We start from the raw sequence: 26,173 nt of genomic DNA on the forward strand, positions 1-26,173 counted from the left end.
TTTTTTTATAATTTTAGGAAAACTAAATAATTTTTATTAAAGAAATTTTAAATTTAAATCCTTTTTATAAATTTCAAAATTATATTTTTCTCAGTTATATTTTACAATACTATTTCACTATTTCTAACAATTTATTATATTGAATTTTGTTTATTAGATAAATAGCATTATACGGAACTTCTACATAATATTTTTTATCATTCTCATAAATATAAACATTTAGTTCTTCAATTTTTAATAAATAATATTTTTCTAGATTTGGAAAATCATTTACAGATTCTGTTCTGCTTCTCAATTGTTTCAATATTTTTACAATGTCATCTATTTTATTAGGAGAATTTATATCTTTAATTTTTCTCTCTTTGCTAAAAACTTCTATTCTAGCAATTTTTTCAGGATTAAAATTGATTTTTCTTGTACTGGTACTATAAAGAAAAAATCCTAAAATAGCCAATATTAAAGTTACTAAAATCAAATACTTACTTTGTATAGTTTTCATAAAACTCATAAACCTTCCCACTCTCAATTGCCTCCAAAATCAATTCTTTTGCCTTTGCAGGATGATCCACCACATTCGCAGTATAAAGTCCAAACATCGCATTTAACACGACTATATCAAATTTTGCCGATTTTTCTTCACCTTTTAATATCCTCTTTAAAATTTCAGAATTTTCTTCTGCAGTTCCACCTTCGATTTCAGAATGAAAAGCTCTTTTAAATCCAAAACTTTCAGGCGAAATTGTATATTCTAGAATTTGATCTCCTTTTACTTCGATAATTTTTGTATCGTCGCAAATCGTAATTTCATCAAGTCCATCATTTCCACGAACAACCAACGCATGTTCTCTTTCTAATAATTGTAATGTTTCAGCATACAATCTGTGAACAGGTTCATGATAAAGCCCAACTAATTGATACTTCAATTTTTTGTTAGGATGTAGTAAAGGTCCTAAAACATTGAAAACAGTTCTTATTCCAAGTTGCTGACGAACTTCTCTAACTTCTCCAACTAATTTATGGAAAAACGGTGCATGGAAAAATGCTAAATGTTTTTTCTCCAGTTTATCTAATTGAGTCAACAATGATTTTTCCAAAGGAACTCCCAATTTATCTAAAACATCGCTACTTCCACTCTTACTTGAAACCGCACGATTTCCATGTTTTGCAACAGTTACTCCCATCGCTCCCAAAATAAATGCCACTGCTGTAGAAATATTTATCGTTTTAAATCCATCTCCGCCAGTCCCACAAACATCTATCATATCACTTTCATCCTCAAACGTTGTACTATATTCCAAAATATTTTTTACAAAAGCAGTAAGCGATTCTGGATAAAGACTTTTTTCTGAAATTAATACAAGAAGTGCTCCCAGTTGCACAATATTGTAGTTCTTGCTGTCAATGATTTCACAAATTTCCCTAAAATCAGAATCTGTAAGCGAAATATTATCTTGCAATTTTTTTAAATATTTTTTCAAACTTTCATTTTTTTCCATATTTTTTAACTCCTTTTTTATCTCTAATTCTCTTTTATTTTTATTATCAAGTTTTACAAAATTTTCAATCATTTTTTTACCATATTCCGTAAAAAATGACTCAGGGTGAAACTGTATTCCATAAATGTCTTTAGTTTTATGTTCAATCGCCATAATAACGCCATCTTTTGACTTTGCTGTAACGATTAAATCTGGACTTAGTGTATCTTCATCCACATAAAGTGAGTGATAGCGCATTACATTAAACTCTTTAGGTAAATCACAAAACAATTTTGAATTATCGTAAAGCACCTCAATTTCTGAAGACTTCCCGTGCATAGGATTTTCCATTCTTTTTATTTCTGCACCAGACACATATCCTATCGCCTGATGTCCCAGACAAATTCCTAAAATTGGAATATCTTCGATTTCTTTCAAAATTTCAAGACAAACTCCGCTATCTTTCGGATGCTTTGGTCCAGGCGACAAAACTATTTTGCTTGGATTTAATTTTCTAATTTCTTCTAACGAAATTTCATCATTTCTCACTGTTCTAACTTCTTCACAGGACAACTCCTTTAAATATTGCTCCACATTAAACACGAATGAATCGTAGTTATCTATCATTAAAATCATATTTTCTCCTATTCCACAAAAAATTTTTTTATTTGCAAAATTTTATTTTTTTGATTTTTTATTTTGAAAAAATTTTATTTCTTAAACTTTTTTATAACTTTAATTACAATTTAAAAAAACTATATTTTTTTAGCATTTTTTTCAAAAACACCTACAACAGACGCCCTTTTATTGCAAATTTCCTTGTATTCATTCTCTTTTACTGAGTCAAAAACAATCCCCGCTCCAGCTTGAATAAACACATTTCTTTTTTCATCAATCTTATTAATATCGCAATTTTTATTTTCAAAAAACGCAGTTCTAATCACAATTGCAATTTGCACGTCTCCATTAAACCGCAAAAATCCAATTCCTCCGCCATATACATTTCGCTTGTAGATTTCAAATTCTGAAATTATCTGCATTGCACGAATTTTTGGTGAGCCAGAAAGCGTTCCCGCTGGAAGAGCAAGGGAAATCACGTCAAATACCGACACATCTTTTCTTTTTTTCCCATAAACTTCTGACACAATGTGCATAACATGCTGATAATTCTTAATATGCATAAGATTTTTTACTACAACACTTCCTTCTTCTGAAAATTTTCCCACATCGTTTCGAGCTAAATCCACGAGCATCCTATGTTCAGCACATTCTTTTTCATCGTTCAATAAATCATTTGCCAAAATTTTGTCTTCGTTGGCGTCTTTCCCACGAGGTCGAGTTCCAGCAATCGGAGCAATATAGATGTTATCCGACGTAATTTCCACCAATATTTCTGGACTTGAACCGACCACATCTCCATATTTTGTTGGAAAGTGAAACATATACGGCGACGGATTTGCTTTAGATAAATATTTGTAAAACTCTAAAGAATCCATATTAGTTTTCAATTTCAACTGTTCGCTCAAAACGACTTGAAATATATCCCCAGATTTTATATATTCTTTCGCTTTTTCAACTATTTCATAAAAATGATCTTTTTCAGCACTCAAATCCGTTTCGACAGAATAATAAATTTCTTTTTCTCTCTTATTTTTATTTTCAAAATTTTTTTATTTTCTTTTTCTTTTTCAGCTTCTTTTTTCAAATTATCAAAATATTTCTTATTTCCATAAAATGAGTAATCTTTACTCACCTTTGAATAATGTAAATAAGCCTTTGCATTAGCAAAAATAAATTTGGGAAACTCAAACTGTGAATTTTCAATCTTTTTAATTTTCTCAAAATAATGAACGGTTTCATAGGAAAATGTTCCAAAAAGTCCAGCAAACGGTGCAATTTTACCTTTTTTTATCAATAAGTTATAGTAATTTTTCAACATTTTGAAATCGTATTCATACGAATCCACATAATCACAGTCGATTCCGATAATAATCTGTCTTTCATCTTCCGTAAGATACGAATTTGGAAATCTTTTTCTTATAATTGAATAATAGTAAATTGGTTCTTTTATAAACATAATTCATTTTTCCTTTCTTTGATTGTACAAATATTATAAGACAAAATCTTTATTAATATTTTTCTGTAATTTCCCATAAAACACTTTATTTATAGTGAAGTAAAAACTTTAAAAATTATTTTTAAACATCAAATATTTTTTATTTTCCAATAAAAATTTTTTAGATTAATTTTTTTAAGATTTAAAAATAAGATTTTCTTATTTGCCGTTAGATTTTTACTTTCTGTAATTTTATTAAAATTTATAAAATAAAAATCCTTTAAACCACAAATGTAGAATAAAGGATTAAAAAACAAAAAACATTGATAAAATTAGTTCACCAATGTTTTTTTTATTTTATATTTTAGCAATTAATTAATAAAATTATCCCGAATTTATGGTGAAAAATATTAAATTGTATTTAAAATTTGCCACCACCATAATAATTTTACCATCTTAATCACTCCTATTTTTTAATTTTTTATTTGTCTTAGTATACAACATTTTTTTTAATTTGTAAAGTCTATTTAAAAAATTTTTTATCATTTTTTGAATTATTATATAAAAATAAAGAATGGCATAGTAGTTAAAACACTTTTAAGAAAGGGAATTTCTATTATTTTTACTATGCCATTTTTTTATTTTTTGTTTTTACTGCATATCGGGATGTCTTTCTGGTCTATTTAATAACTGAACTAATTTACTTGATTCTTCTTTTGTTAATTTTTTGTTATTTATTGAATTTACCAAAGAATCAATTTCTTCTTTAGATAATCTAGGTCTTGCATTTTTATCTGCTTTTTTGTCTTTAAATTTTTTATCAAATTCTAATTTACATTCTTCGCTCATTTTATCATCAGGTTTAGGACCATCAAAATGAGGTTTAATCAACTGAGTTAAATTTTCAGCTTCTTTATCTGTCAATGTTACCGCACCTTTTTTTAATTTTGCTTTTAAGCTTTCAATTTCTTCTTTTTTAACTATTTTAACTATTGTTCCATCTGGAGCAATCATATTTCCATTGGCATCTTTTTTTAATTCAAGTTTGTGTGGCGGTTTGCAGTCCGCTTTTTTATTTACAGTTTCATTTGTATTTGTAACTCCTACTGCAACTCCTGCATAAACAGACAGTGAAGCTAATAAAGCCATTCCCATTATTCCTTTTTTTCCTAATCTTTTCATAATATATTCTCCTTACCAATCAAAATATTTTTGATTTATTTATTTCTTATTTTTTCAACATATGTATAGTATCATTTATTTTTGACAAAAAAATGAAAAAATTGTGTCTTTTTTGTGAAATTTTAAAAATTTTTTTTAATATCCTGTTTTATCGCAGAATAAAATATTTAGTGATAAATAAAAAAATGTTAAATTTAAAATTTTTACACTATCCCTACTTTATCTTTTAAAGAGACAGAGTAAAATAGTTAGGGGTAAATAAAAAATCTTATTTTAAGTTTTTCATTCAATCCAGAAAGTTACTAAAATAACAATTTTTTTCTATTCCTTTTTTAAGCAGAAGTGCTCATCGCCGCACCCCTGCACCCCGGCAAGGCTCAAGTCATTTTTATGTACTGCCAAAAAACTCGCTTACACTCAGACAGTTTTGTCAGCACATAAAAATGCTCCGACGGTTTAACTAGTATTATACAAAAGGTGTCGTGATTTTTTTGGAGTAAAGACGACTGTCTGAACGAAGTGAGTTTCGGCTTTGCTTCAAAAAAATGCTTAGACGAGCGTGGGGATTATAAGGGGAAATGGCGGTCCTTTCCCCTTATGTAAAAAAATAAAAAACTATACTAAATTAAAATAACATCTTGTAATCAAAAATAACCTAAAAAATTTGAAATTAAAAAATCTGCCCCTAAAATTTTTAAACCATCCTTTTAAAGAAAAAAACTGGACTAATTCAAAAATTTTGTATATAATTTATTAAAAGAAAGAAAATTTAAGAAATAAAAAAACGAATAATGGGAGAATAATTAACAAAAAAACAAATTATGAAAAAAGAAATATTTTTAAAGCAATTTTCAAAAGAACTGGAATATTTGGCAAGTAAACTTTTTAATGTTTATGAAATTGCCAGCGACTATGAAATAATAAGTTACTCTGAAGAATTTTATACTCCAAATTTTTGGAAAAAATTCCAAAAAAAGGCAAATGGTCTAAATGTGATTACAAATGGCGTCTTTGAAAACAGTGATAGACAGCAAATCGCTTTTGTTCCCGATGATTTTATGCCAAAAAATAACGAAGATTTTGAAAATTTTTTTGATTTTCCACATAAACTACTAAAAATTTCCATTGCTTCAAAATTTAAAGAATACAAGCATAAAGATTTTTTGGGAAGTCTTATGGGATTAAATATAAAAAGAGAATTAATGGGAGATCTGATTTTAGAAAATGGTGCGGGATATATCCCTGTTTCAAATAAAATTGCCAATATTATTTCAAATGAGCTTACGCAAATTGGAAAAGCACCTTGTACGGTCGAAATTGTTAATTTAAAAGAAATAAAAAATTTACCAAAATACAAATATGACGACAAATTAATTACAGTTTCATCAAAACGGCTTGACAACATAGTCTGTGCAATAACAAATATTTCGAGGAACAAAGTCATAGAACCAATTGAAAAAGGAAAAGTCCTGGTCGATTACATGAAAGAAACGGATAAATCAAAATTGCTTGAAATTGGAAGTTTAATTACAATAAAAGGATTTGGAAAATACAAGCTTTTTTCTGAAAAAGGGGAAACAAAAAAAGGTAAAGAAAGACTTCTTATAAAAAAATATATTTAATAGGAGATGAGAATTATGAGAGATGTAACACCAAAAGGAAATTTAGAATTATTTTTAAAATGTTTAGGAATAGCTATAGGAGCAGTTGCAATTATAGCACTTCTAAAACTGGCATTTTCAGTATTTATGTCGGTTGCCGGATGGATTATTCCAATTGCAATAGTGCTTTTTGTTTATAAAAAATTTTTTGATTGATGAATAATAAAAAACAGGAGAAATGATTATAAATGAACAATTAAAAGAAATTTCGCTGCAAGAACAACAACATTTTATCGAAAAAGCTGATAAAATGTTATTTTTAAACAAAAATCTTCAAGAATTATCTCAAAAATTCCAAAGATTATTAACTAGAAAATTTGAATTAGAAAAACTTACAACCAAATTACAAGACTGGTTTTTACTCGACTTTTCATATCTTATAAAAGAATTGAAAAAAGTGAAAATAAAATTGTCGCTAAAAGATGAGGTAGAATGGGAAGAAATATTTTTAGAGAAGAAAGAAGAAGCTGAAAAAGTAAAAAATGAAATTGAAATGACGGATAAAGAGATTGATGGGATGGTTTATGAGCTGTATGGGTTGAATGAGAAAGAAGTTAAAATAATTGAGAAAACTTAAATAATTTAATTTATGAGAAAGGAGTGACCCAAAATGAAAATAAAAAATCTTCATATAAAAAAATACAAAGGACTTGAAAAGTTAGATATAAATTTTGAGTCAGAAGGAAAAGTTTTGGATTTGATAGTTCTGGCTGGGATTAATGGAAGTGGTAAAACTAGAGTTTTGGAAAGTATTCGTTATTGGTTTGAAATGTTTAGAAGCAAAGTTGTTAATGTGGAATTATTTTATGAAAAGAGTGAAAGAGAAGTTTTGGAAAATCTTATGAATAGCGAAGGATTGACAGAAACTGAAAAAGAATTGCAAAAAGATATTGAATTTACAGATTGTTTGAGAAATATAAAATTTTATAATGATGATTGTAAAAATAATAAATTTGAAAATAAAAATTCCAAAATAATAAGCAGAAGTTTTGAAAAGTTAAAAATATTTCCAAAATTAATTTATGTTCCAACTGAAATTAATTTTGAAAAAATAAAAAAAGCTCAAACAAATTTAAAAAAAGAATATAGTTTTATTAATATCGTAGATTCATACGAAATTAAGGATATTCCATCCTACATTGCAACTCGGATTTCAAAAGTTGCGAATGAAGAAGAAAATTTGACAATGGGACAAGTTAGAAAAAAGGTTTTTGCGGAAATTAATGGGATTTTTGAAATTTTGGAGTTGGATGTGAAACTTTCAGAAATATCGAAAGATGAGAATAGTATGCCGATTTTTACTGATTCTAGTGGGAAAAAATTTGGAATAAATGAGCTTTCTTCTGGGGAAAAGCAGTTATTTTTACGGACTTTGGCGATAAAAATGCTGGAGCCTGAAAATTCCATAATTATGATTGATGAGCCTGAATTGTCGTTGCATCCGAAATGGCAGCAAAAAATTGTTGATGTTTATAGAAAAATTGGTAGAAATAATCAGATTATTTTGGCAACTCATTCGCCACATATTTTAGGAAGTGTGGAAAAAGAGAATATAATTTTATTGGAAAAAAATAAAAATGGAATTGTAAAAGTTAAAACGGGAGATGAGTTTGGAAATTCATATGGACAGACTACAGGAAGAATACTTGAAGATATAATGGGATTAGAAACAGATAGAAATCCTAGCGTGAATAATTTGCTTAATTTGGTAAAAGAAATGGTTAAAAATGATAATTATGAAAATTCTGAATTTAAGGAAAAGTATACTAAAATAAAGGATATTTTAGGAGAAGATGATAGAGATTTATTTTTGGTGGATATGGATTTGCAAATAAAAAAGGGGAGAAAAAATGCTGAAAGTAAACAAAATTAGTTAGCCTGATTTTTTTAAAGAATTTAAGAGGAAAAGTAAATTAAAAAATTGGAAGGATTTTGATTATGAAATAAAGACTAAATTAAAGAAATATATGCTTGAAAATGAACAAAAATTCGATGGAATCTATTTTTGTCCTTATTGTGAGAGGGAGATTAATGTTGAAAAAAGTCAGATTGAACATGTGAAACCAAAAGATAAATTTCCTAAATTGTTTCATGAATATAAAAATTTTTTGACAGGCTGTTTGGAAAATCAAACTTGTGGTTCAATTAAGGAAAATAAGTGGAACGATAATTTTATAAATCCAATTGAAATTGATCCTGAAAAATATTTCGAGTACAGTATTAGTACAGGTAAGATAATTCCTAAATATGAAACTGGAATAAAGTACAAAATGGCAATAAAAACGATAGATATATTGAATTTAAATCAGAAAAAATTATGTGAAATAAGAAAAACCATGATTTTGGAAATTTTAAATGTGAATATAGAAAATATAAAATACATCAATAAATTTCCAACACTAAAAAAATTTTTAATCAAAAACATAAAATTTTTATCTAAAAATAAATAATAAATAAAAAAACAGGAGGAAAAAATATGGAAAGAAAAGATATACCAAAAGAATATAAATGGAATTTAGGCGACATTTATAAAAATTATGAAAAATGGAATGAAGATCTTGCAAAAATGGAAAAAATTCAAAAAGAACTTGTTGGATATAAAGGAAAATTTGACAACGAAGATAAACTTCTGGAATTTTTGAAAAAGCAAGAAGAGTCAGAAAAAATTGCTTACAAGCTTTATAGATACCCACAACTTGCGAGAGATCTTGACTCATCGGACAAAAAAGCAACTGAAAATATGCAAAAAATTCAGTTTTTGTTTGCAAAAATGGGAACGGAACTCTCTTGGGTAAATCCAGAACTTATTGAAAATAGAGAAAATATTGAAAAATGGATTCAAAAAAAAGAATTTTCAGATTACAGATTTGGACTTAAAAACTTGTTTAGACTGCAAAATCATGTTTTGGATGAAGATAAGAGTAAGCTTCTTTCTTATTACAGCTCATATTTTTCGGCGCCTAGAAGCATTTATTCCGAAATAACAGTAACTGATGTCGTGTGGCCTTTGGTTACACTAAATAATGGCGAAAAAATTCAAGCGACGGCTGCTAATTATAGTAAAGTTGTGTCTACGAATAGAAATCAAGAAGATAGAAAATTGATATTTGAAAATTACTACGGAATTTTTGAAAAAAGAAAAAATACGATTGCAGCAATTTATAATTCGATTTTGCAAAAAAATATAGCAAGTTCAAAAGCTTATAATTATAAATCATTTTTGGCAAGTGCTTTGGAAGATAACAACATTTCCGAAGATATTTATTTAAATTTGATAAATACTGCAAAAGAAAATACTGCACCGCTAAAACGATATATAAAATTGAGAAAAGAAATTTTGGGCCTTTCTGAATATCATAACTATGACGGTTCGATAAATCTTGTTAAATTTGACAAGGAATATGAATATGACGACGCTAAAAAAATTGTTTTAAATTCAATTGCGCCGCTTGGAAAAGATTATACAAAAAAAATGGAAAAAGCAATTTCACAAGGCTGGCTTGACGTGTTTGAAACTCAAGGAAAACGCTCGGGAGCTTATTCTGCTGGAGTTTACGGGGTTCATCCATATATGTTATTAAATTACAACAAGACTCTTGACAGTGTATTTACATTGGCACATGAATTAGGACATACTTTACACACATTGTACTCTCAAGAAAATCAACCTTTTTCAACATCGGATTACACAATTTTTGTAGCGGAAGTGGCATCAACTTTTAATGAAAGACTCCTACTTGACTATATGCTTGAAAAAACGCAGGATCCGACTGAAAAAATAGCACTTTTGGAACAGGAGATAAGAAATATTACAGGAACATTCTATTTTCAGGCATTACTTGCTGACTACGAATATCAGGCACACAAATTGGCAAAAACTGGAAAGCCGATTACAGCTGATGTTTTGAGCAAGATAACAGAAGATTTATTTAAGGCTTATTACGGCGACGAAATTGAAAAAGATGAACTATTAAATATTTTCTGGGCAAGAGTGCCACATTTCTTTAATTCACCGTTTTATGTGTATCAATATGCAACTTGTTTTGCTTCATCGGCAATACTTTACGATAAAATCATAAAAAATGAAGATGAAAACACTAGAATTGAAGCACTAAAAAAATATATCGAGCTATTAAGTTCAGGTGGAAATGATTTTCCAATGAACCAATTAAAAAAAGCAGGAGTTGACTTGAGTAAAAAATCTACAATTGAAGCAGTTTCTAAACAGCTTGACAGTCTCCTAGATAAACTGGAAACTGAAATTAAAAAATTGAGAAATTAAAATAAAAAATTTCAAAAATATAAGGAGATGATTTTATGAAACTTAAAGAAAAATTTAAAAACTTATTTCCTGATATAAAAAAAGGAATTGAAAGATTTCCTGTAACTGTAATATTTGGTATAATACTTTTTATTATAGCAATATTTTCAATTGAAGGTAGTTATTACGAGCTAGCTTGGATAGAATATTTAATTATAGCAATACCCCTTTCTGCGACACTTGAGCTTGTAAGAGAAAAATATTTTGAAAATAAAAATCGTAAATTCTTTAGAATTATCAATTTTTTTGGAACAATTTTATTTATTTTTGTTTCAAAAATGTTTTTTAAAAATTATTTTGCAGGAGAAGTAATTAACGTTACTGCAACAGTACTGATATTTTATGTACTTTTTTATTTGATTCCGATTATTTATAGAAATGAAAATAGAGAAAAATATTTGCAGTCAGTTGTTGGAAATCAAATAATTACAATAGGTTTTGCTTTAGTTTTATTTTTAGGATTTTCTGCCATAATAGGCACAGTCGATGTTCTTCTTATAAATCTTCCACATACACTATATACTCATGCTTTCGTATTTTCAGCATCAGTTTTCGGAGTAATATTTTTTGTATCAAGATTAAAAGAAAAAGATGAAAGCCTTGCAAATTATGAATTGCCAAAAATTGTGGAAGTTTTAATCTGCTATATTTTAATACCATTAATCTTAATTTATACAACAATTTTATATTTATACTTTGCAAAAATTATATTTACACTAAAGATGCCAAAAGGAGTTGTATCGCATTTAGTTTTATGGTACACAGCTTTTAGTCTGTTTATAATAATTATGGTAACTCCAATAACTTATAAAAATAAATTTGCAAAATTTTATAAAAAATTTTTTCCAATGATTTCAGTACCGCTTATTTTACTGGCACTTTTTTCAATAAATAAAAGAATTTTTCAATATGGAATAACAGAAAATCGGTATTTAGTGATGATCCTTGTAATTTGGCTGTTATTTAATATGATTTTGTACATTGTGAAAAATGATGTAAAATGGGTACTTATTTCATATATTTTTGCAATTTTAATTGCAGTATTTAGTCCATTTAACTTGGTAACTGTTTCGATAAACAGTCAAAATAAACGGCTTGAAAAACTCCTTATAAAAAACGGAATTATTCAAAATGGAAAAATTACAAATAACAATGATAAAGTTTCCATAAAAAATAAAAATGAGATTATGTCAGTAATAGATTATTTTTACAACGATACTTCAGAATTAAAATGGAAAAAAATAAAAATTTTAGGAAAGACATACGAAAAGCCAGAAGATTTTATGAAAGTAATCGGTGCTAATGACTTCTGGAGAAGCTATGAAAGTATTGACAATCAAGAAAAAGGCGTTATTTCTGAAATTAGTTTAAAAATAAACGATGGTATTAAGATGACCGAATCAAAGGGATATGATTACTTAATATATGACTTTAACGTTTCGTATCTATTGGATACAAATGAAACAAAAGAAATTAATAATAACGGCTATAAAATTATATTAAAAAATGAAAATTTAACGATTAAAAATATTCAAAAAAATACTGAAATATTGAACATTAATTTGAACAAAATTGCAAATGAAATCTATTTAAAAATAAAAGAAAAATCTAAAAAACAAAATCAAAGTTACGTCGAACTTCCTGAGAATGATTTAACTTATTTATCTGAAACAAAAAATTCTAAATATAAAATTGTATTTAGCGACATTCATTTTAGTGAAGAAGATAAAATCGATGGTTTGAATCTAAATATTTATTTTAGCGAAAAATAAGGTTTTTTGAGATCACAGATATTTTTACATTATCAATTAAAAACATCAATTAAAAACCAATTTTAAAAGGGAATGTTTCCTTATTTACGAAACACTCCCTTATTATTTTTAATATTCCTAACTTATTATTCAGCGTTTTAAATCTCTCTTTTCACGTGTTACACATATTTTTACGCCAATTAAATATCTATTTTTAACTTGTAAGCATAATCAAGCTTAAAAATGTGCCAACTAACGCTTCACCACCCATCAGGCCATTTGTAAACAGCAACATTTTCCCATAAAAACTTTTTGAAATTCTATTTGCACAAAAACTTAGTAATCCACCAAAAAACACCGTCAATGTAAAATTAAATGGAACATACATCCCTACTCCAAAAATTATAACATTAAAATTGAAAAACTTTAAAATTGCTCCTATTAAAAATCCAGCAAAAAATATATCTAGATGAGGAATTCCATTTATTGAATTTAATATCAGTGAAATTTTTAAATTATAGTCCACATACGTTAAGGTTTTTGATGAAGAAAAAAATAGAAAAAATAAAAATGTTATTATAAATGAACTGGCAACTGCTCCAACCATCTGTGCCAAAAACTGTTCCCTGGGATTAATTCCGACACCGCTGCACATTTTAAAATTATTTAACATATCTCCTGCAAAAGAACATGCAACAGTAACGACACAAGCCATTAAAAACATCAATAGAGGCGTCACACCAGTAACGTACCTCACTCCAGAAATATTTAATCCATTAAATAGTTTATTTAAAAACGATATTATTGAAATTGTAATTATAGCATTGATTTCTATTGGATTTATACTGGTTTTTCCAGTTGAATATCCAGAGATTACTACGGCGAAAACCACCAGAACCATCAAAAGAACTGATAAAAATAGTGGTGTTTTAAAAATTATGTTTACAAAAAAAAGATAAAAAATCATCAAAAGTAACAATTTTATTAAAATTCCTGAATTCTTTTTTACATTTCCAAATGCAAATGTCTTTAAAACTATGCAAAATCCTATTCCAACTATGACACCCATAGCTAAACTATCTTTTACAGCCATAAAATTATTTATTTTAAAAATTTTTGAAAAAATTTCTGAAATAAAAAAAACTAATATTCCACCTAAAAACCAGAGAAAAGTTCTTGCAAGGCCCAAAGTATATCCTACACCAATCAACAGTGGCGAAACATAAAAACTAAAAAAATTATCATTTATAGAAAAAATTGTTGGAAGTAACGGTTTACTCTTATAAAAATTAGCATCTCGTAAAACTGTTATAATTGAGCTTACTCCCAGTCCTAGTCCAACTACTCTTGCATTTTCAATTTTACTTCCAGAATCTATCACATTAAAAGTAGCTTGCCCAACAGGAAATTCAAGTTTGTCTTCTTCTAACATTTTTGCTCTAAAAATAAACGACACAAATCCACCTAAAATGCTTCCAACTAAAATTGTAAAAAACATTGTATTTCTATTTATATTTGAGACATTGCCTCCTAGAAAAATATACGCCGGCATAGTAAAAGCCACTCCTGCTGCAATTGTTGTACCGCTTCCCATAATCATCTGAGTAATTGCTATCTCTTTATTATCAGTTTTCTTTAAAAAATTTAAAAACAAAATAGAAATTGTCGTGACAGTAATTGAAGACCAAGTCAAAATTCCAAATTTTAATACTGTATAAAAAGCACCAGACGAAACTAAAACTGCTCCAAGAACTCCCAAAATTACGGAAGCGATTGTAATATTTAATTTTTTTCCTTCGGCCATTAAGCTTTCTCCTTCTTATGTAAAAAGATTTTATAAATAAAATTGCTGTGTGAATTATCCGCAATCGTTAAAAATAAAATTTTAGAAACAGGAATAATTTTTTACAGCAATTTTTTATTTGTTATATTTTTAATTATTTTAAGTGAAGATTATTGTATGAATTATTCATAAAATGACGGAAAGGAAATTCCATTTTTCAGGAAATCCTTTCAATTTGCACTTTCGTGCAATAAATGCTGAGAAGTAGGAATAACTTTTTAACAATAATCTTTAATTTATTTTAACATAAAAATTGTTACTTATCAAGTTTTTTTTAATAAAAATCTGTCAAAATTTGTGTGAGAGGAAGTGGATTATCCGCATCAATTTTATCAAATACCACATCTGCCACTTCTTTATCAAATACTTTTGTCCCTCTCGCTTTTACATTCATTTCAATCAAATCGTACATCGTAATATATTTTTTGTTTACAAAATACTTTAAAATATCTTCAAGATACGCTTTTTCATTGTTTTGCAATCTATTTTGATTTCTATAGTTTTCAACGACAGGTAAATTTGTATCAATCCAAATGTACTCAGATTTTTTTAAATCCACCAAAATTGTGCTTGTTGTATAATTTTTTGACAAAATTTGAAATCCTTGTGTAATCGCGCTACTATACATATTTTTTTTGTCCTGCGATTCTTCTTTTGTAAGTTCCATCACTCCCGCATACACACTGTTAATTTCTTTAAAATTAAATCCATTATAGCTTCTAACCGTCATTAAAATGTAATTTATATCTTTTTCCTTAACTTTTTTTAAATCATAAATATCAATAAATTCTAGCGCTCCAGAAGGTGCATCTACAATATCTCCACTAAAAGCAAAGCCTTCTTCAACTTGGTTATAATATGCAATTGATTTTAAAAATTTGAACTCAGAATCGAAACAAATTGCTGATAAATCAACATCTGTTCGTATTTTTAAACCATCTTTTTCAAAATTTTTCCAACCCACAAAAAATCTTAAAACCTCGGCATCACTATTAAATTTAATTCTAGAACCTCTAGTCATCGGACGAAGTGAAATATTGCTATCTTTTTCACTCGTTGTAACCATAATATTTTTATAACTTTTATCAACAAATATCTTTTTGAGTGCTTCTTTTTCTTTTAATTTTTGAATAATTCCATCTTTGACAACTTCCATCAAATCTTTGATTAGCTCATCACTCAAAAATATCGTTTCATCTATTTTTCTCCAAATTCCTTTGCTATTTACAACTCTTGGAATTTCCATTTGAAGATTTTTAATTTTCTGTTTTTCAAAATCTTCCAAATTTTCAATCTTACTCTTTGATACTCCATTATTTTTAGGACTTTCTAAATCAGATTCATTTTTCTGTTCTTCTTTAAAAACAAGGTTTCTAAAAACATTTCTAATTTTCGAGTGTTTTTCAGGTAAAGCTTTTTTTAAAGAAAGTTCTTCTGTAATTTTACCTTTTTTAACTTTTTCTAAATTATTGATTTTTTTTATTTCTAATTTTTGAATTTCTTCAAGTCTGTTTTTCTCTTGTAAATTTAAAAGTCTGTCATAAAGCTGGAGTAAAACCCTTGTATTCACATCTTTTATACATTTTTTTAAACCATTTATCAAAATGTGATACTGTTTTTCATTTGAAATATTTAAAAGCGACAAAACTTGTCTTGTGTAATCACCAGAAAATTTTAAATAAAGTCTAATAAATTTTTCCAAATCTACATTTGACATATTTGGAATATTTTTTTTAACTCTGTCAAAATATCCTTTCGGTGTTTCAAATTCAAACTTTGAAAACAGCATATTTACAATTTTTTGAACATTTGGATATTTTTTCAAATTAATTTTTTTTACATTCAATTTAAAAAATTTATGCCACGGTTTTTTATATCTTTTAATATCTGGAAAACTATTTTTTATTTTATCTAATTTTTTTACAATCTGATTTAACTCCGTTCTGCCAAAGTATGCAAAATGAATATATTTTTTATCCAGTTTACTATTTGACAATTTTGCAATAAACCGTAAAATATCTATTGCGGTATCAAAATTTCCAATTAAAATTTTTCTTTTTTCCCAGACATAGCTTGAAAGCGTTGTAAGAGTTTCTTTCATCACAATGTTTTTGGAATATTCCTCCAATTCATCGCCAGAAAATCCATTCGACAAAAAGCAGACATCTTCCAAATACTGACTGGATAATGTAACATTACTCGATAATAAATTGTACATTAGCTTTTCAATATCAGAATCAACTACCAATTTTAAATGAGAAAGTGTAACAAGCTCAGAAGGTTCACAATTTTCATATTCAGGTTTATTTTTTTCATCTTCCAAATTTTCATTTTTTGGAACATATCCAAACCAGTAATGGAGAATCTGATTTATGTAAATATCCGCTTCTTCCATGTTCATCACATCTTTTGGAAAATTTTTATAAAAAACTTTATATCCTTTATCCGATTTAAAATCTTCAATATTTTCGAGCATTTCACTGCACAAATCTATTGCGTATTCCCTGTTAACTTTAAAAAGCTTTTCTGCCAGTTCCTTTTCAAATGTATATCCATATCCTTGGAATTTTTTGATGATTGTAGCCATTTCAGCAATACTTAAAGTGCTTTTTACCTTTTTAATATTTAGTTTTTGCTCTTGGACATAAACCCCGTTTAAATGTCGTAAAGTAATACTGTTTATTGATTTTATCATTCTTATTCCACCTTTTAAAATAGTTTATACTTAATTATACTAAAAAGATTAATATAAGTCCAGCGCTAAATTTATTAGCTTTTTAAACTTTTATTTTTTTAACTTTTATAAATTTTTTAATTTTATAAAAATAAAGTTACCAAACCTTTAATTGCCAAAATATTTCAAAATTTCTTGTACAACTTCATCAGATTTTAAAATACTTGAATGACTTTCCCCATCAATTATTTTAAATTTACAGTTTTCCAATTTTGCACTTTTAACTGGAACCGCTCCGTCACTTTCTCCATCTGTTATTACCGAATATAACGGATTATTTGCTCTATTTCCAACCATGACATAACAGTTGTAATCTGGCTCTTTCAGCTGATTTACAAAACTATCTTTTTGAACATTTATCTGTTTTATCGCTTTCCCCAAATATGGACTTAGTAGTTCTGTAAAAAAATTTCCTGCCATTGAACTTCCGTGAGATGGTGGCGAGAGAAACACTACTTTTCCCAATTCTTCAAAAGTATTTTCTTGTAACTGGTATCTCAAAACGACTGAACCCATTGAATGAACTATAAAGTTTATCTTTAATTTTTTTTTGTTTTCCGATACTCTTTTTTTATTTATTTCATTTAAAATTTTAATTTTTTTCTCAATTTCTGGCTCAATATATTTTTTTGCTATATCTTGAATTTCATCTTTAGTAGTTGGATACTGAATATTAACTCCTGAATATCCATTTTCCTCCAATTTTTTCTCAATATACTCTAAATTGTCCAATTTACTGTAAATACCATGCATCAAAATGACAATATCTTTATCCGTTTTTTCAATATTTCCAAATTCTTTTGTTTCAAATTTGTGTGTCAATATCCCAGCGTCTACATTTGCTGCTATTGACAATAAAAAAAATATTTTTAATATCAACTTTTTCATATTTTTCCTTTTCACTAAGAAAGTCTGTTACGAAAATCCTCATACTTAAATGTACGAATAACTTTTAATCCATCTTTTTCCGTATAAACTGCAATTGACGGAAGATTTATTCCATTGAAAGTATTTGTTTTAACCATGCTGTAATGCGCCATATCGGTAAAAATCAGTTTATCTCCAACTTTTACTGGTTCATCAAAAGAATAATCTCCGATAATATCTCCCGCAAGACAAGTTGGTCCACCAAGTCTATAAGTATATTTTTTCTCATTCGGCAGTCCTGAGCCAAAAATATATGGTCTATATGGCATCTCTAAAACATCTGGCATATGACACGAAGCCGATGTATCAAGTAAAAGTATGTCAATTTCATTTTTTGTAATATCCAACACCTCTGATACTAAAAATCCTGTGTTTAACGCGACAGCTTCTCCTGGCTCAAGATAGACTTCCACATCATATTTATTTTTGATGTGATTTATACATTCCACAAGTTTTTCTATGTCGTAATCTTTTCGAGTGATATGATGTCCACCGCCAAAATTTACCCATTTCATATCATAAAGATATGCTCCAAACTTTTCTTCAAATACTTTTAACACATTTTCCAAAGCGTCCGAATTCTGCTCGCAAAGTGCATGAAAATGAAGTCCAGAAAGTCCAGAAAGCCTTTTTTCGTCAAAATTTTTAATAGTTACTCCAAATCTTGAATATCTTCCCGCAGGATTGTAAATTTCTGTCTCAACTTCTGAAAATTCAGGATTAATCCTAAGTCCACAGCTTATTTTTTTTCCACTGTCTTTTATTTTATTAAAGACTCTGTCTTTAAATTTATCCCACTGATTAAACGAATTAAACACGATGTGATTGGTTAAATCTAATATTTCATCAAATTCATCATCTCTGTAAGCTGGATTAAAAATGTGGGTTTCAATATTTTTATTAGGAACTTTTTTTTCCATTTCTTCGTAGCCAAGCCTTGCTTCAAATAAAGAACTTGCAGTAGTTCCGTCCAAATACTGCGCTATTAACGGATAAAAATAGAACATCGAAAAGCCTTTTTGCGCCAACAAAATTTTACATCCAGTTCTATCTTTAACGTTTTTCAGCACTTCCAAATTTTTTTTCAAAAGCCTTTCATCTACTAAAAATGATGGTGTTGGAAGATTTGTAATATCTATGTCTATATATTTATTTTTTGCCAATTTTCCTCCTAATTTTGAATACGATTTTGATTCAATTTTACCAAAATATTTACCAAAATAACTAAAATAAAATATTTAAATAAGGACTAATCCACTAACACAGGATTAAAATCTTCCACCCAAGGAAGCCCAAATTTATTTAGTGCGTCCATAAATTTATCAGGATCCAGTTCTTCCACATTGTAAACCCCTGGTTTTTTCCATTCTCCAGTCAGCACCATTGATGCTCCAATCATTGCTGGAACTCCAGTCGTATACGAAATTGCTTGTGAACTAACTTCTTTGTAGCATTCTTCGTGTGTGCAGACATTATAAAGATAATAAGTTTTATCTTTTCCATCTTTTTTCCCTCTAAAAATATTTCCTATGTTTGTCTTTCCCTTAGTTCTAGGTCCAAGCGAGGCAGGATCTGGAAGCACGGCTTTTAAAAACTGTAGTGGCACAATTTTTTGACCTTCAAAATCAATTGGCTCAATTGAAGTCATACCAACATTTTCCAATACTTTTAAGTGAGTCAAGTAACTTTGCCCAAAAGTCATAAAAAATCTAATTCTCTTAATACCTTTTATATTTAGCGCAAGAGACTCCAATTCCTCATGATGAAGCAAATACATATCTTTTTTTCCAATTTGTGGAAAATTATACACTCTTTTAATTTCCATTGGCTTTGTTTCCACCCATTTTCCATCTTCCCAGTAACTTCCATTAGCAGTCACTTCTCTTATGTTTATTTCAGGATTAAAGTTAGTCGCAAAAGGATATCCATGATCTCCAGCGTTTGCGTCAAGAATATCAATGTAATTAATTTCATCAAAGTAATGTTTTTGTGCATAAGCTGAAAATACTCCTGTCACCCCTGGATCAAATCCACATCCTAAAATAGCTGTAATTCCAGCATCTTCAAATTTTTTACGATAGTCCCATTGCCATTTATACTCAAATTTTGCTGTATCCAACGGTTCATAGTTTGCTGTATCCAGATAATCTGTCTTAGTTTCAAGACAGGCGTCCATTATTGTCAAATCCTGATAAGGTAGTGCCACATTTATCACGATGTCAGGTTTATATTCTTTTATAAGCGCAACTAATTCCGGCACATTATCAGCATCAACTTTAGCCGTCTGAATATCAATTCTTCCCGCATATTTACTCTTTCCGATTGTTTCTTTAATCGCATCGCATTTAGATTTTGTTCTACTGGCAATCATGATTGAACTAAAAACTTCTGAATTTTGTGCACATTTATGACACACTACATTTGATACTCCACCTGCTCCTATTATTAACGCTTTTTTACCCATTTCTTTCCTCCTGCTTTTATTTAGTGCTACTGAATTTTTTTATTAATCAACAATAATTATCCCATTTTGAATATAAATATTTTTTACTCCATTTTCTCCAACATTAAAACTTATTTTTCTTGGACTGATATCAAATCTTCTTTTATTTTTTGATGTTTTATTTTCATAACTTAATAGTTTTTTACTTTCTGGAATCATTTTTTCAGCTAATGATCTACTAATAACAATTTTTTTTATAGTATTTCCCAAAGGACTCGGTATACTGTTGTTATTTTTTTTGGCTGTACCTGTCATTTTGTATGTACTATAATCAATTTGAACCCTATCACTGTCATACATTTTTATTCCCACTGCATGAACTTCTAATTTATCAAATGAAGACTTTTCTATTTTATTTTCAAACTCTGGTATCCTTTTTAAACCAACACAAGTTTCTGATGTAAATGAGAACGAACTTAAAACTAATGCTACAATTAATAATTTTTTTTTCATTTTTTTCTCCTTTTTCTCCTCAAATTTCTTTATATAATTAAAAAATATAAAAAATTGAGTTGAACTTTTATTTTATTTTTCTCAACTAAATTATACCACAAATGTTTTAAAATTTTAATTATTTTTATAAAAAAATTACAGCATTTGATGCTGTAATTTCATTAATATTTTATAATTTTTATAATTCTTGCTTTAAAATATGCCCCATTTTTTCTTTTTTAGTTTTTAGATATTTTCCGTCAACTTCATTTGCAGGAATTTCAATTTCTTCTCGATTTACGACTTTTATTTTATACTCTTCAAGGCCCTTAATTTTAGCTGGATTGTTTGTCATAAGTGAAATTGACTTTATTCCCAAGTCTTTTATTATTTGAGCTGCCACCGCATAATCTCGCAAATCTCCCTCAAATCCAAGCTTGTGATTGGCTTCCACTGTATCAAATCCTTCATCTTGAAGTTTGTATGCTTTTAATTTATTTAAAATTCCTATTCCCCGACCTTCCTGTCTTAAATAGATAACTAAACCTTGCCCTTTTTTTTCTATTTCGTTTAAGGCTCTGTGAAGCTGAGCTTGGCAATCACATCTTTTTGAGCCAAAAACATCTCCAGTCAAGCATTCAGAGTGAAGTCTGACACTTACGTTTTCTTTGCCTTTCACATCACCTTTAATTACAGCGATGTATTCCTTGTTTTCTATTTTATCGCTATAGCCTATAAAGTCAAATGTCCCATATTTTGTTGGTATTTTGACACTTGCTTCACTTTTTACCAACTTTTCGTTATTTTTTCTGTATAAAATTAATTCATCAACTGTAATAATTTTTATGTCGTGTTTTTCACAAAATGCAAATAAATTATCTCGTCTTGCCATAGTTCCATCGCTGTTTAGCATTTCCATTATGACTGCAACTGGCTCAAATCCAGCAAGTTTGGCTAAATCAACAGCAGCTTCAGTATGTCCCCGTCTTTCTAGAACTCCATTTTTCTTAGCAATCAAAGGAAACATATGTCCAGGTCTTAAAAAATCTTCTGGTTTTTTATTAGGATTTGCCAAATCCAAAGCAGTTTTTAATCTATCGGCTACTGATATTCCTGTTGTCGTACCTTCTGCCGCATCTACTGAAATTGTAAAAGCTGTCCCGTGATGGTCAGTATTGTGATGAGTCATAGGATCCAACATAAGTCTTTCAGCTACTTCGTGGGAAACTGGCACACACATAAGTCCTCTTGCTTCATTTATAATAAATCTCATCCATTCATAGGTTGCAACTTGCGCAGGAAGTATCAAATCCCCTTCGTTTTCCCTATCTTCGTCATCCACAACCACAATTGGTTTTCCAATCTTCAAATCTTCTAAAGCTTCTTCAACACTATTAAAATTTTTTTTCATTTTATCTCTCCATTCAAAACTTATAATTTATTTTAATTATAAAATATAAATTGTTACATTTTGACAAGGAATAAAAAATTCCTTGATTTCACTTAATTTTAATCAATTTTACTCAATTTTTAAAATCCATTTTTTTGTAAAAACTCCATTGTAATTTTTGATTTTTCTTCTTTTTTACCACTTTCTATTTCTTCAAATTTCAAAATTTTCTCAACATATTTTCCAAATAAATCGGTTTCAATATTGACAAAATCTCCCGTCTTTTTTCTCCCAAGCGTAATATTTTCAAGCGTATGCGGAATTAACGACACCGAAAAAGTTCCTAAATCATCATCTACATCAATTACGGTAAGACTTGCTCCATCTATCGTAATTCTACCTTTTTGAACCACATATTTTATATTATTTTTGTGCTTTTCTTCCAGCTGAAATTTATATAATTTTGCTATTCCTTTAGAAGTAATCGACAAAATTTTGGCTTCGCTGTCAACATCCCCCATAACCAAATGACCACCTAAAAATGTTGTAAGAGTCAGTGATTTTTCAAGATTAACTTTATCTCCAATTTTTATTCGTTTAAGTCCACTTCTATTAATTGTTTCATACATCACATCTGCTGTAAAAGCCTTACCGTTCATCTTTGTAACAGTAAGACACACTCCGTTGACCGCAATACTGTCCCCTATTTTTGCTTTTTTAGTAACTTCATTGCCTTTAACGGTTATCCCAAGTCCTGTTTCTTTTTTGGAAATATTTATCACTTCTCCCATTTCTTCGACTAAACCTGTAAATATATGAATCACCTCCCTTTAAATTAGAGAACTTTATTTTCTACGCATTTTAATTTTTACTTTTCTGAATATTTTTTCAAATAAAATTCCATTCCAACATTTTCGCCATAAATATTATTTTTCACATTATTTAATAAAATAGCCTCTTCCATTTTATCTTTTGAAAATCCTGAAATAAAAGGCTTTGCATTTTTATCTCCCAAAATTTTATTGGCAACAAAAATTTCTCCCGCATCTATCACTTCTTCTTTAAACGCAAGTGAAATAAGACTTTCTCCGCCTTCCAATAAAACGCTGTCAATTCCCATTTTTCCAATCTCTTCAAGCATTTTCTTAAAACTAAATTTTTCTTTGTCAAGAAATATAAATTTCACTTTATTATTTTGACTTAGTCTTTTCTGTTTCATCTTAATTTCAAAATCTTTGTCATTAATATTTTCAGAATTTTCAACAAACTGATTTTTTTGCGAAGTGATAATCACAGTTTTTTCATCTTCATTATTTTTTACAACTCTACAATTCTCATCAATCTTTAAATGTGGATCGACAACTATTCTAAAAGGATTTACTCCATTTGAAATTCTTGATGTAAGACTTGGATTATCAAGTATAACTGTATTTATTCCGACCATTATTCCCATAAATTTATTTCGGTAAAATTGAACTTTTTCACGAGCAAGTTCGTTTGTAATCCATTTGGAATTTCCTGTCTTTGTAGCAATTTTTCCATCGAGAGTTATCGCACATTTTAAAAATAAATATGGAATTTTTGTTTTTATATATTTAAAAAAAACTTGATTTAATTTATCGCACTCATCTTTTAATACGTTTTCTACGACTTCAATCCCAGCTTTTTTTAGCATCGCCACACCTTTTCCAGCAACTTGTGGATTTGGATCACTTGAACCTACAAAACATTTTTTTACTCCCATATCAATTATTTTTTTTGCACAAGGTGGCGTTTTCCCATAATGTGAGCAAGGTTCCAATGTAACATAAATTGTAGCTCCACAAGCCTCTTTCCCTGCTTCTTCCAATGCATAAACTTCAGCGTGAGGTCCGCCAAAAAATCTATGATACCCTTTTCCTACCACTTTTCCATCTTTTACAACAACAGCTCCGACCAAGGGATTAGGATTCACTGTTCCTTCTCCTTTTCTAGCCAGTTCTATTGCCATTCTCATATATTTTTTGTCAATATTTTCTTCCATTTTATTTTTTTATTTTCCTTTTTTTATTAATTTTTCTAATTTTATTAATTTTCTAACTTTTTAAAGTTCTTAAAATTTAATTTTAGAAAATTAGAAATATTAAATATTTAAATATTCATTACAAAACTATCCAATATTTTTTATCAAATCAATCATTTCCAGTGCTCCAAACGCCACATCAGATCCTTTATTCCCTGCTTTTGTCCCCGCTCTTTCAATAGCTTCTTCAATATTATTTGTAGTAAGCACACCAAACATAACAGGTAATCCTGTGTGTAGTGAAATTTGAGCAACTCCTTTGGAAACTTCCGCACAAACATAGTCAAAATGAGGTGTTGCCCCCTTTATAACAGCTCCTAGCGCCAAAATTGCGTCATATTTTTTTGACTCAGCCATCTTTTTAGTAATTAAAGGTATTTCAAATGCTCCTGGAACCCAAGCAACATCAATATCGTCGTCATTTACATCATTTCTTTTCAACGCGTCTACTGCTCCTGCAACCAATTTAGATGTAATAAATTCGTTAAATCTTCCTGCAACTATTCCTATTTTTAAACCTTTTCCATTATATTTTCCCTCTAGTGTTCTCATTTTTGTTCCTCCTATTTATTTAGTTTATAATTTTCATAATTTTATTTTTAAAATAAAAAAACTGGATTTTTAACCCAGAGCTTTAAATTATTATAAGAAATTTTTTATAACTTTATGAATTTTTTACTTACGTTAATAGTCAAAGTTTTCTTTTTTTAAATTCACATAATTATACCACTTCTTTCATCCAGACTATACTGTCGGTAACGGAATTACACCGTTTCATGCAGCTAAATAACTTTATATTAAGCTTTGCTCGTGGACTTTACCACCGGTCAGGAATTTCACCTTGCCCTGAAGTTTTACTTGTGAAATTATTATATACTCTTTTTCTTATTTTGTCAAATGATTTCATTTTTAAAATTTTTTTAAATTAAAAAAATTTAATAAATTTAAAGTTTCATTTTTTTTAAATTAATGTTATAATACTGCTAATGTCATTTAAAAAATATGATTATTAATTGGACATTAAAAATATAAATAATTATGTTATTACAGAAAGGATTTTAAAATTTATGAAAAAAAAGGGACTATTAACTACAACTCTTATGATGGTTGCTATGCTTCCTGGAACTTTACAGGCAAAAGTTTCAAAAACTAAAAAAACTATAAAAAAGAAAACTTCAGCAGTAACAAATAAAAAATCAAGAACTGTGTCAAGAAAAAAATCTGTTTCTTCTGGTTCAGGAATTTATTCTATTTCAAGAAATAATAAATCAGAACTTGTTACAGAAAAAATGAGTGAATTAAAAAAATATCACGAAAAAGTTCTTCACTCAGGAACAACTGCTCAAAAGAAAAAAGTTTTTACACAAAAAAAGCTTTTGACATCTTACAGCCACTGGAAAGGGACAAAATATGCACTTGGTGGTGATTCTAGAAGAGGTATTGACTGTTCTGCACTAACTCGTCGTGTCTACCGTGAAGTTTACAAAAAAGAACTTCCTAGAGTTTCAGCACAACAAGTAAAATTAGGAAAAAGAGTTGCGACTAAAAATTTACAACCAGGAGATATTTTATTTTTCAAAACTAATGGTGGAAGAACTAACCACACTACTGTCTACGTAGGAAATACATTATTTATAAATGCTTCTTCTTCAAAAGGAGTTGTTCTTTCCTCGCTAAAAAGTCCATATTGGCATAAAACTTATAGATATGGAGTCAGAGTAAAAAAAGCATAAAATAAATTTATATAATCAATCTCTAAATACAATTGGTGTTTAGAGATTTTTTATTTTTTATACAATGAAAACATCTAGAATTTTTTTAAAGTATACATATAAA

General features: G+C 28.3%; 22 protein-coding genes, 1 pseudogene and 1 riboswitch. Of the genes and pseudogenes, 8 read left to right on the forward strand and 15 right to left on the reverse strand.

Annotation, left to right across the window (positions count from 1 at the left end; translation table 11 throughout):
- Window positions 1–109 precede the first annotated feature (109 nt).
- From AXF11_RS01195 to AXF11_RS01210, 5 genes are all read right to left on the reverse strand, one after another.
- Window positions 110–499 (reverse strand): DUF5301 domain-containing protein, encoded by a 390-nt coding sequence (locus AXF11_RS01195; RefSeq protein ID WP_197416832.1) that lies wholly within the window; start codon window positions 497–499, stop codon window positions 110–112.
- Entirely contained in the window at window positions 480–2,111 is a 1,632-nt protein-coding gene (trpD, locus tag AXF11_RS01200) for an anthranilate phosphoribosyltransferase (RefSeq protein ID WP_068154133.1), read from the reverse strand. Before trpD ends, AXF11_RS01195 begins: the two co-directional genes overlap by 20 nt.
- Window positions 2,112–2,230: 119 nt before the next feature.
- Window positions 2,231–3,085, reverse strand: a complete 855-nt coding sequence (locus AXF11_RS10750; protein ID WP_231724724.1) for an anthranilate synthase component I family protein — start codon at window positions 3,083–3,085, stop codon at window positions 2,231–2,233.
- Window positions 3,082–3,552, reverse strand: a complete 471-nt coding sequence (locus tag AXF11_RS10755) for a hypothetical protein (RefSeq protein ID WP_231724725.1) — start codon at window positions 3,550–3,552, stop codon at window positions 3,082–3,084. The genes AXF11_RS10750 and AXF11_RS10755 overlap by 4 nt, the downstream gene beginning before the upstream one ends.
- Window positions 3,553–4,182: 630 nt before the next feature.
- The gene (locus AXF11_RS01210) at window positions 4,183–4,713 is read right to left on the reverse strand and encodes a hypothetical protein (RefSeq protein ID WP_068154134.1); all 531 of its coding nucleotides are present in this window, start codon (window positions 4,711–4,713) and stop codon (window positions 4,183–4,185) included.
- Window positions 4,714–5,534: 821 nt separating this feature from the next.
- Here AXF11_RS01210 and AXF11_RS01215 point away from each other — a divergent pair.
- From AXF11_RS01215 to AXF11_RS01245, 7 genes and pseudogenes are all read left to right on the forward strand, one after another.
- On the forward strand, window positions 5,535–6,335 hold the full coding sequence (locus tag AXF11_RS01215) for a YlmH family RNA-binding protein (protein WP_068154135.1): 801 nt from the start codon (window positions 5,535–5,537) through the stop codon (window positions 6,333–6,335).
- Window positions 6,336–6,350: 15 nt separating this feature from the next.
- A complete protein-coding gene (locus AXF11_RS01220) occupies window positions 6,351–6,530 on the forward strand; it encodes a hypothetical protein (protein WP_068154136.1) in 180 nt (59 codons plus the stop codon).
- 22 nt (window positions 6,531–6,552) lie between these two features.
- Complete coding sequence (locus AXF11_RS01225; RefSeq protein WP_068154137.1) at window positions 6,553–6,951, forward strand: hypothetical protein; 399 nt, start codon at window positions 6,553–6,555, stop codon at window positions 6,949–6,951.
- 33 nt (window positions 6,952–6,984) lie between these two features.
- A complete protein-coding gene (locus AXF11_RS01230) occupies window positions 6,985–8,247 on the forward strand; it encodes an AAA family ATPase (RefSeq protein WP_068154138.1) in 1,263 nt (420 codons plus the stop codon).
- 55 nt (window positions 8,248–8,302) lie between these two features.
- Window positions 8,303–8,824, forward strand: a pseudogene (locus tag AXF11_RS01235) (retron system putative HNH endonuclease); the annotation flags it as partial.
- Between the two features lie 26 nt (window positions 8,825–8,850).
- On the forward strand, window positions 8,851–10,656 hold the full coding sequence (gene pepF / locus AXF11_RS01240; protein ID WP_068154139.1) for an oligoendopeptidase F: 1,806 nt from the start codon (window positions 8,851–8,853) through the stop codon (window positions 10,654–10,656).
- Between the two features lie 35 nt (window positions 10,657–10,691).
- Complete coding sequence (locus AXF11_RS01245) at window positions 10,692–12,467, forward strand: DUF4153 domain-containing protein (RefSeq protein WP_068154141.1); 1,776 nt, start codon at window positions 10,692–10,694, stop codon at window positions 12,465–12,467.
- Between the two features lie 193 nt (window positions 12,468–12,660).
- Here AXF11_RS01245 and AXF11_RS01250 read toward each other — a convergent pair whose 3' ends face one another.
- The 10 genes from AXF11_RS01250 to ribH all read right to left on the reverse strand — a co-directional run bounded on the left by AXF11_RS01250 (window position 12,661) and on the right by ribH (window position 24,889).
- Window positions 12,661–14,250 carry an OPT/YSL family transporter gene (locus AXF11_RS01250; protein ID WP_068154143.1) on the reverse strand — a complete coding sequence of 530 codons (1,590 nt, stop codon included), beginning with the start codon at window positions 14,248–14,250 and terminating at the stop codon, window positions 12,661–12,663.
- A 313-nt stretch (window positions 14,251–14,563) separates the two neighbouring features.
- Window positions 14,564–16,984 (reverse strand): TerD family protein, encoded by a 2,421-nt coding sequence (locus AXF11_RS01255; protein ID WP_068154145.1) that lies wholly within the window; start codon window positions 16,982–16,984, stop codon window positions 14,564–14,566.
- A 147-nt stretch (window positions 16,985–17,131) separates the two neighbouring features.
- Entirely contained in the window at window positions 17,132–17,911 is a 780-nt protein-coding gene (locus tag AXF11_RS01260; protein ID WP_082729357.1) for an esterase/lipase family protein, read from the reverse strand.
- Window positions 17,912–17,925: 14 nt separating this feature from the next.
- Complete coding sequence (gene nspC, locus AXF11_RS01265; protein ID WP_068154147.1) at window positions 17,926–19,113, reverse strand: carboxynorspermidine decarboxylase; 1,188 nt, start codon at window positions 19,111–19,113, stop codon at window positions 17,926–17,928.
- Between the two features lie 86 nt (window positions 19,114–19,199).
- Window positions 19,200–20,414, reverse strand: coding sequence for a saccharopine dehydrogenase family protein (locus tag AXF11_RS01270; protein WP_068154157.1), 1,215 nt, complete (start codon window positions 20,412–20,414; stop codon window positions 19,200–19,202).
- Between the two features lie 42 nt (window positions 20,415–20,456).
- Window positions 20,457–20,906: a hypothetical protein gene (locus AXF11_RS01275; protein WP_068154158.1), complete on the reverse strand. Its 450-nt coding sequence runs from the start codon at window positions 20,904–20,906 to the stop codon at window positions 20,457–20,459.
- A 178-nt stretch (window positions 20,907–21,084) separates the two neighbouring features.
- Complete coding sequence (locus AXF11_RS01280) at window positions 21,085–22,296, reverse strand: bifunctional 3,4-dihydroxy-2-butanone-4-phosphate synthase/GTP cyclohydrolase II (RefSeq protein ID WP_068154162.1); 1,212 nt, start codon at window positions 22,294–22,296, stop codon at window positions 21,085–21,087.
- A gap of 119 nt (window positions 22,297–22,415) precedes the next feature.
- On the reverse strand, window positions 22,416–23,090 hold the full coding sequence (locus tag AXF11_RS01285) for a riboflavin synthase (RefSeq protein ID WP_068158114.1): 675 nt from the start codon (window positions 23,088–23,090) through the stop codon (window positions 22,416–22,418).
- Window positions 23,091–23,143: 53 nt separating this feature from the next.
- On the reverse strand, window positions 23,144–24,298 hold the full coding sequence (gene ribD, locus AXF11_RS01290) for a bifunctional diaminohydroxyphosphoribosylaminopyrimidine deaminase/5-amino-6-(5-phosphoribosylamino)uracil reductase RibD (RefSeq protein WP_197416833.1): 1,155 nt from the start codon (window positions 24,296–24,298) through the stop codon (window positions 23,144–23,146).
- 126 nt (window positions 24,299–24,424) lie between these two features.
- Window positions 24,425–24,889: a 6,7-dimethyl-8-ribityllumazine synthase gene (gene ribH, locus AXF11_RS01295; protein ID WP_068154164.1), complete on the reverse strand. Its 465-nt coding sequence runs from the start codon at window positions 24,887–24,889 to the stop codon at window positions 24,425–24,427.
- A gap of 171 nt (window positions 24,890–25,060) precedes the next feature.
- Window positions 25,061–25,195: riboswitch (FMN riboswitch) on the reverse strand.
- 209 nt (window positions 25,196–25,404) lie between these two features.
- Between ribH and AXF11_RS01300 the strand changes: the two genes are divergently transcribed.
- Complete coding sequence (locus AXF11_RS01300; RefSeq protein WP_068154166.1) at window positions 25,405–26,070, forward strand: C40 family peptidase; 666 nt, start codon at window positions 25,405–25,407, stop codon at window positions 26,068–26,070.
- Window positions 26,071–26,173 lie beyond the last annotated feature (103 nt).

It is taken from the genome of Leptotrichia sp. oral taxon 847 (assembly GCF_001553645.1).
Taxonomy (GTDB): domain Bacteria; phylum Fusobacteriota; class Fusobacteriia; order Fusobacteriales; family Leptotrichiaceae; genus Leptotrichia.

What these genes read in the sequence shown, in the direction of transcription:
- AXF11_RS01195 (WP_197416832.1), bottom strand. Translation starts at nt 499, where the DNA reads ATGAAAACTATACAAAGTAAGTATTTGATTTTAGTAACTTTAATATTG.
- trpD (WP_068154133.1), bottom strand. Translation starts at nt 2,111, where the DNA reads ATGATTTTAATGATAGATAACTACGATTCATTCGTGTTTAATGTGGAG.
- AXF11_RS10755 (WP_231724725.1), bottom strand. Translation starts at nt 3,552, where the DNA reads ATGTTTATAAAAGAACCAATTTACTATTATTCAATTATAAGAAAAAGA.
- AXF11_RS01210 (WP_068154134.1), bottom strand. Translation starts at nt 4,713, where the DNA reads ATGAAAAGATTAGGAAAAAAAGGAATAATGGGAATGGCTTTATTAGCT.
- AXF11_RS01215 (WP_068154135.1), top strand. Translation starts at nt 5,535, where the DNA reads ATGAAAAAAGAAATATTTTTAAAGCAATTTTCAAAAGAACTGGAATAT.
- AXF11_RS01220 (WP_068154136.1), top strand. Translation starts at nt 6,351, where the DNA reads ATGAGAGATGTAACACCAAAAGGAAATTTAGAATTATTTTTAAAATGT.
- AXF11_RS01225 (WP_068154137.1), top strand. Translation starts at nt 6,553, where the DNA reads ATGATTATAAATGAACAATTAAAAGAAATTTCGCTGCAAGAACAACAA.
- AXF11_RS01230 (WP_068154138.1), top strand. Translation starts at nt 6,985, where the DNA reads ATGAAAATAAAAAATCTTCATATAAAAAAATACAAAGGACTTGAAAAG.
- pepF (WP_068154139.1), top strand. Translation starts at nt 8,851, where the DNA reads ATGGAAAGAAAAGATATACCAAAAGAATATAAATGGAATTTAGGCGAC.
- AXF11_RS01245 (WP_068154141.1), top strand. Translation starts at nt 10,692, where the DNA reads ATGAAACTTAAAGAAAAATTTAAAAACTTATTTCCTGATATAAAAAAA.
- AXF11_RS01250 (WP_068154143.1), bottom strand. Translation starts at nt 14,250, where the DNA reads ATGGCCGAAGGAAAAAAATTAAATATTACAATCGCTTCCGTAATTTTG.
- AXF11_RS01255 (WP_068154145.1), bottom strand. Translation starts at nt 16,984, where the DNA reads ATGATAAAATCAATAAACAGTATTACTTTACGACATTTAAACGGGGTT.
- AXF11_RS01260 (WP_082729357.1), bottom strand. Translation starts at nt 17,911, where the DNA reads ATGAAAAAGTTGATATTAAAAATATTTTTTTTATTGTCAATAGCAGCA.
- AXF11_RS01270 (WP_068154157.1), bottom strand. Translation starts at nt 20,414, where the DNA reads ATGGGTAAAAAAGCGTTAATAATAGGAGCAGGTGGAGTATCAAATGTA.
- AXF11_RS01275 (WP_068154158.1), bottom strand. Translation starts at nt 20,906, where the DNA reads ATGAAAAAAAAATTATTAATTGTAGCATTAGTTTTAAGTTCGTTCTCA.
- AXF11_RS01280 (WP_068154162.1), bottom strand. Translation starts at nt 22,296, where the DNA reads ATGAAAAAAAATTTTAATAGTGTTGAAGAAGCTTTAGAAGATTTGAAG.
- ribD (WP_197416833.1), bottom strand. Translation starts at nt 24,298, where the DNA reads ATGGAAGAAAATATTGACAAAAAATATATGAGAATGGCAATAGAACTG.
- ribH (WP_068154164.1), bottom strand. Translation starts at nt 24,889, where the DNA reads ATGAGAACACTAGAGGGAAAATATAATGGAAAAGGTTTAAAAATAGGA.
- AXF11_RS01300 (WP_068154166.1), top strand. Translation starts at nt 25,405, where the DNA reads ATGAAAAAAAAGGGACTATTAACTACAACTCTTATGATGGTTGCTATG.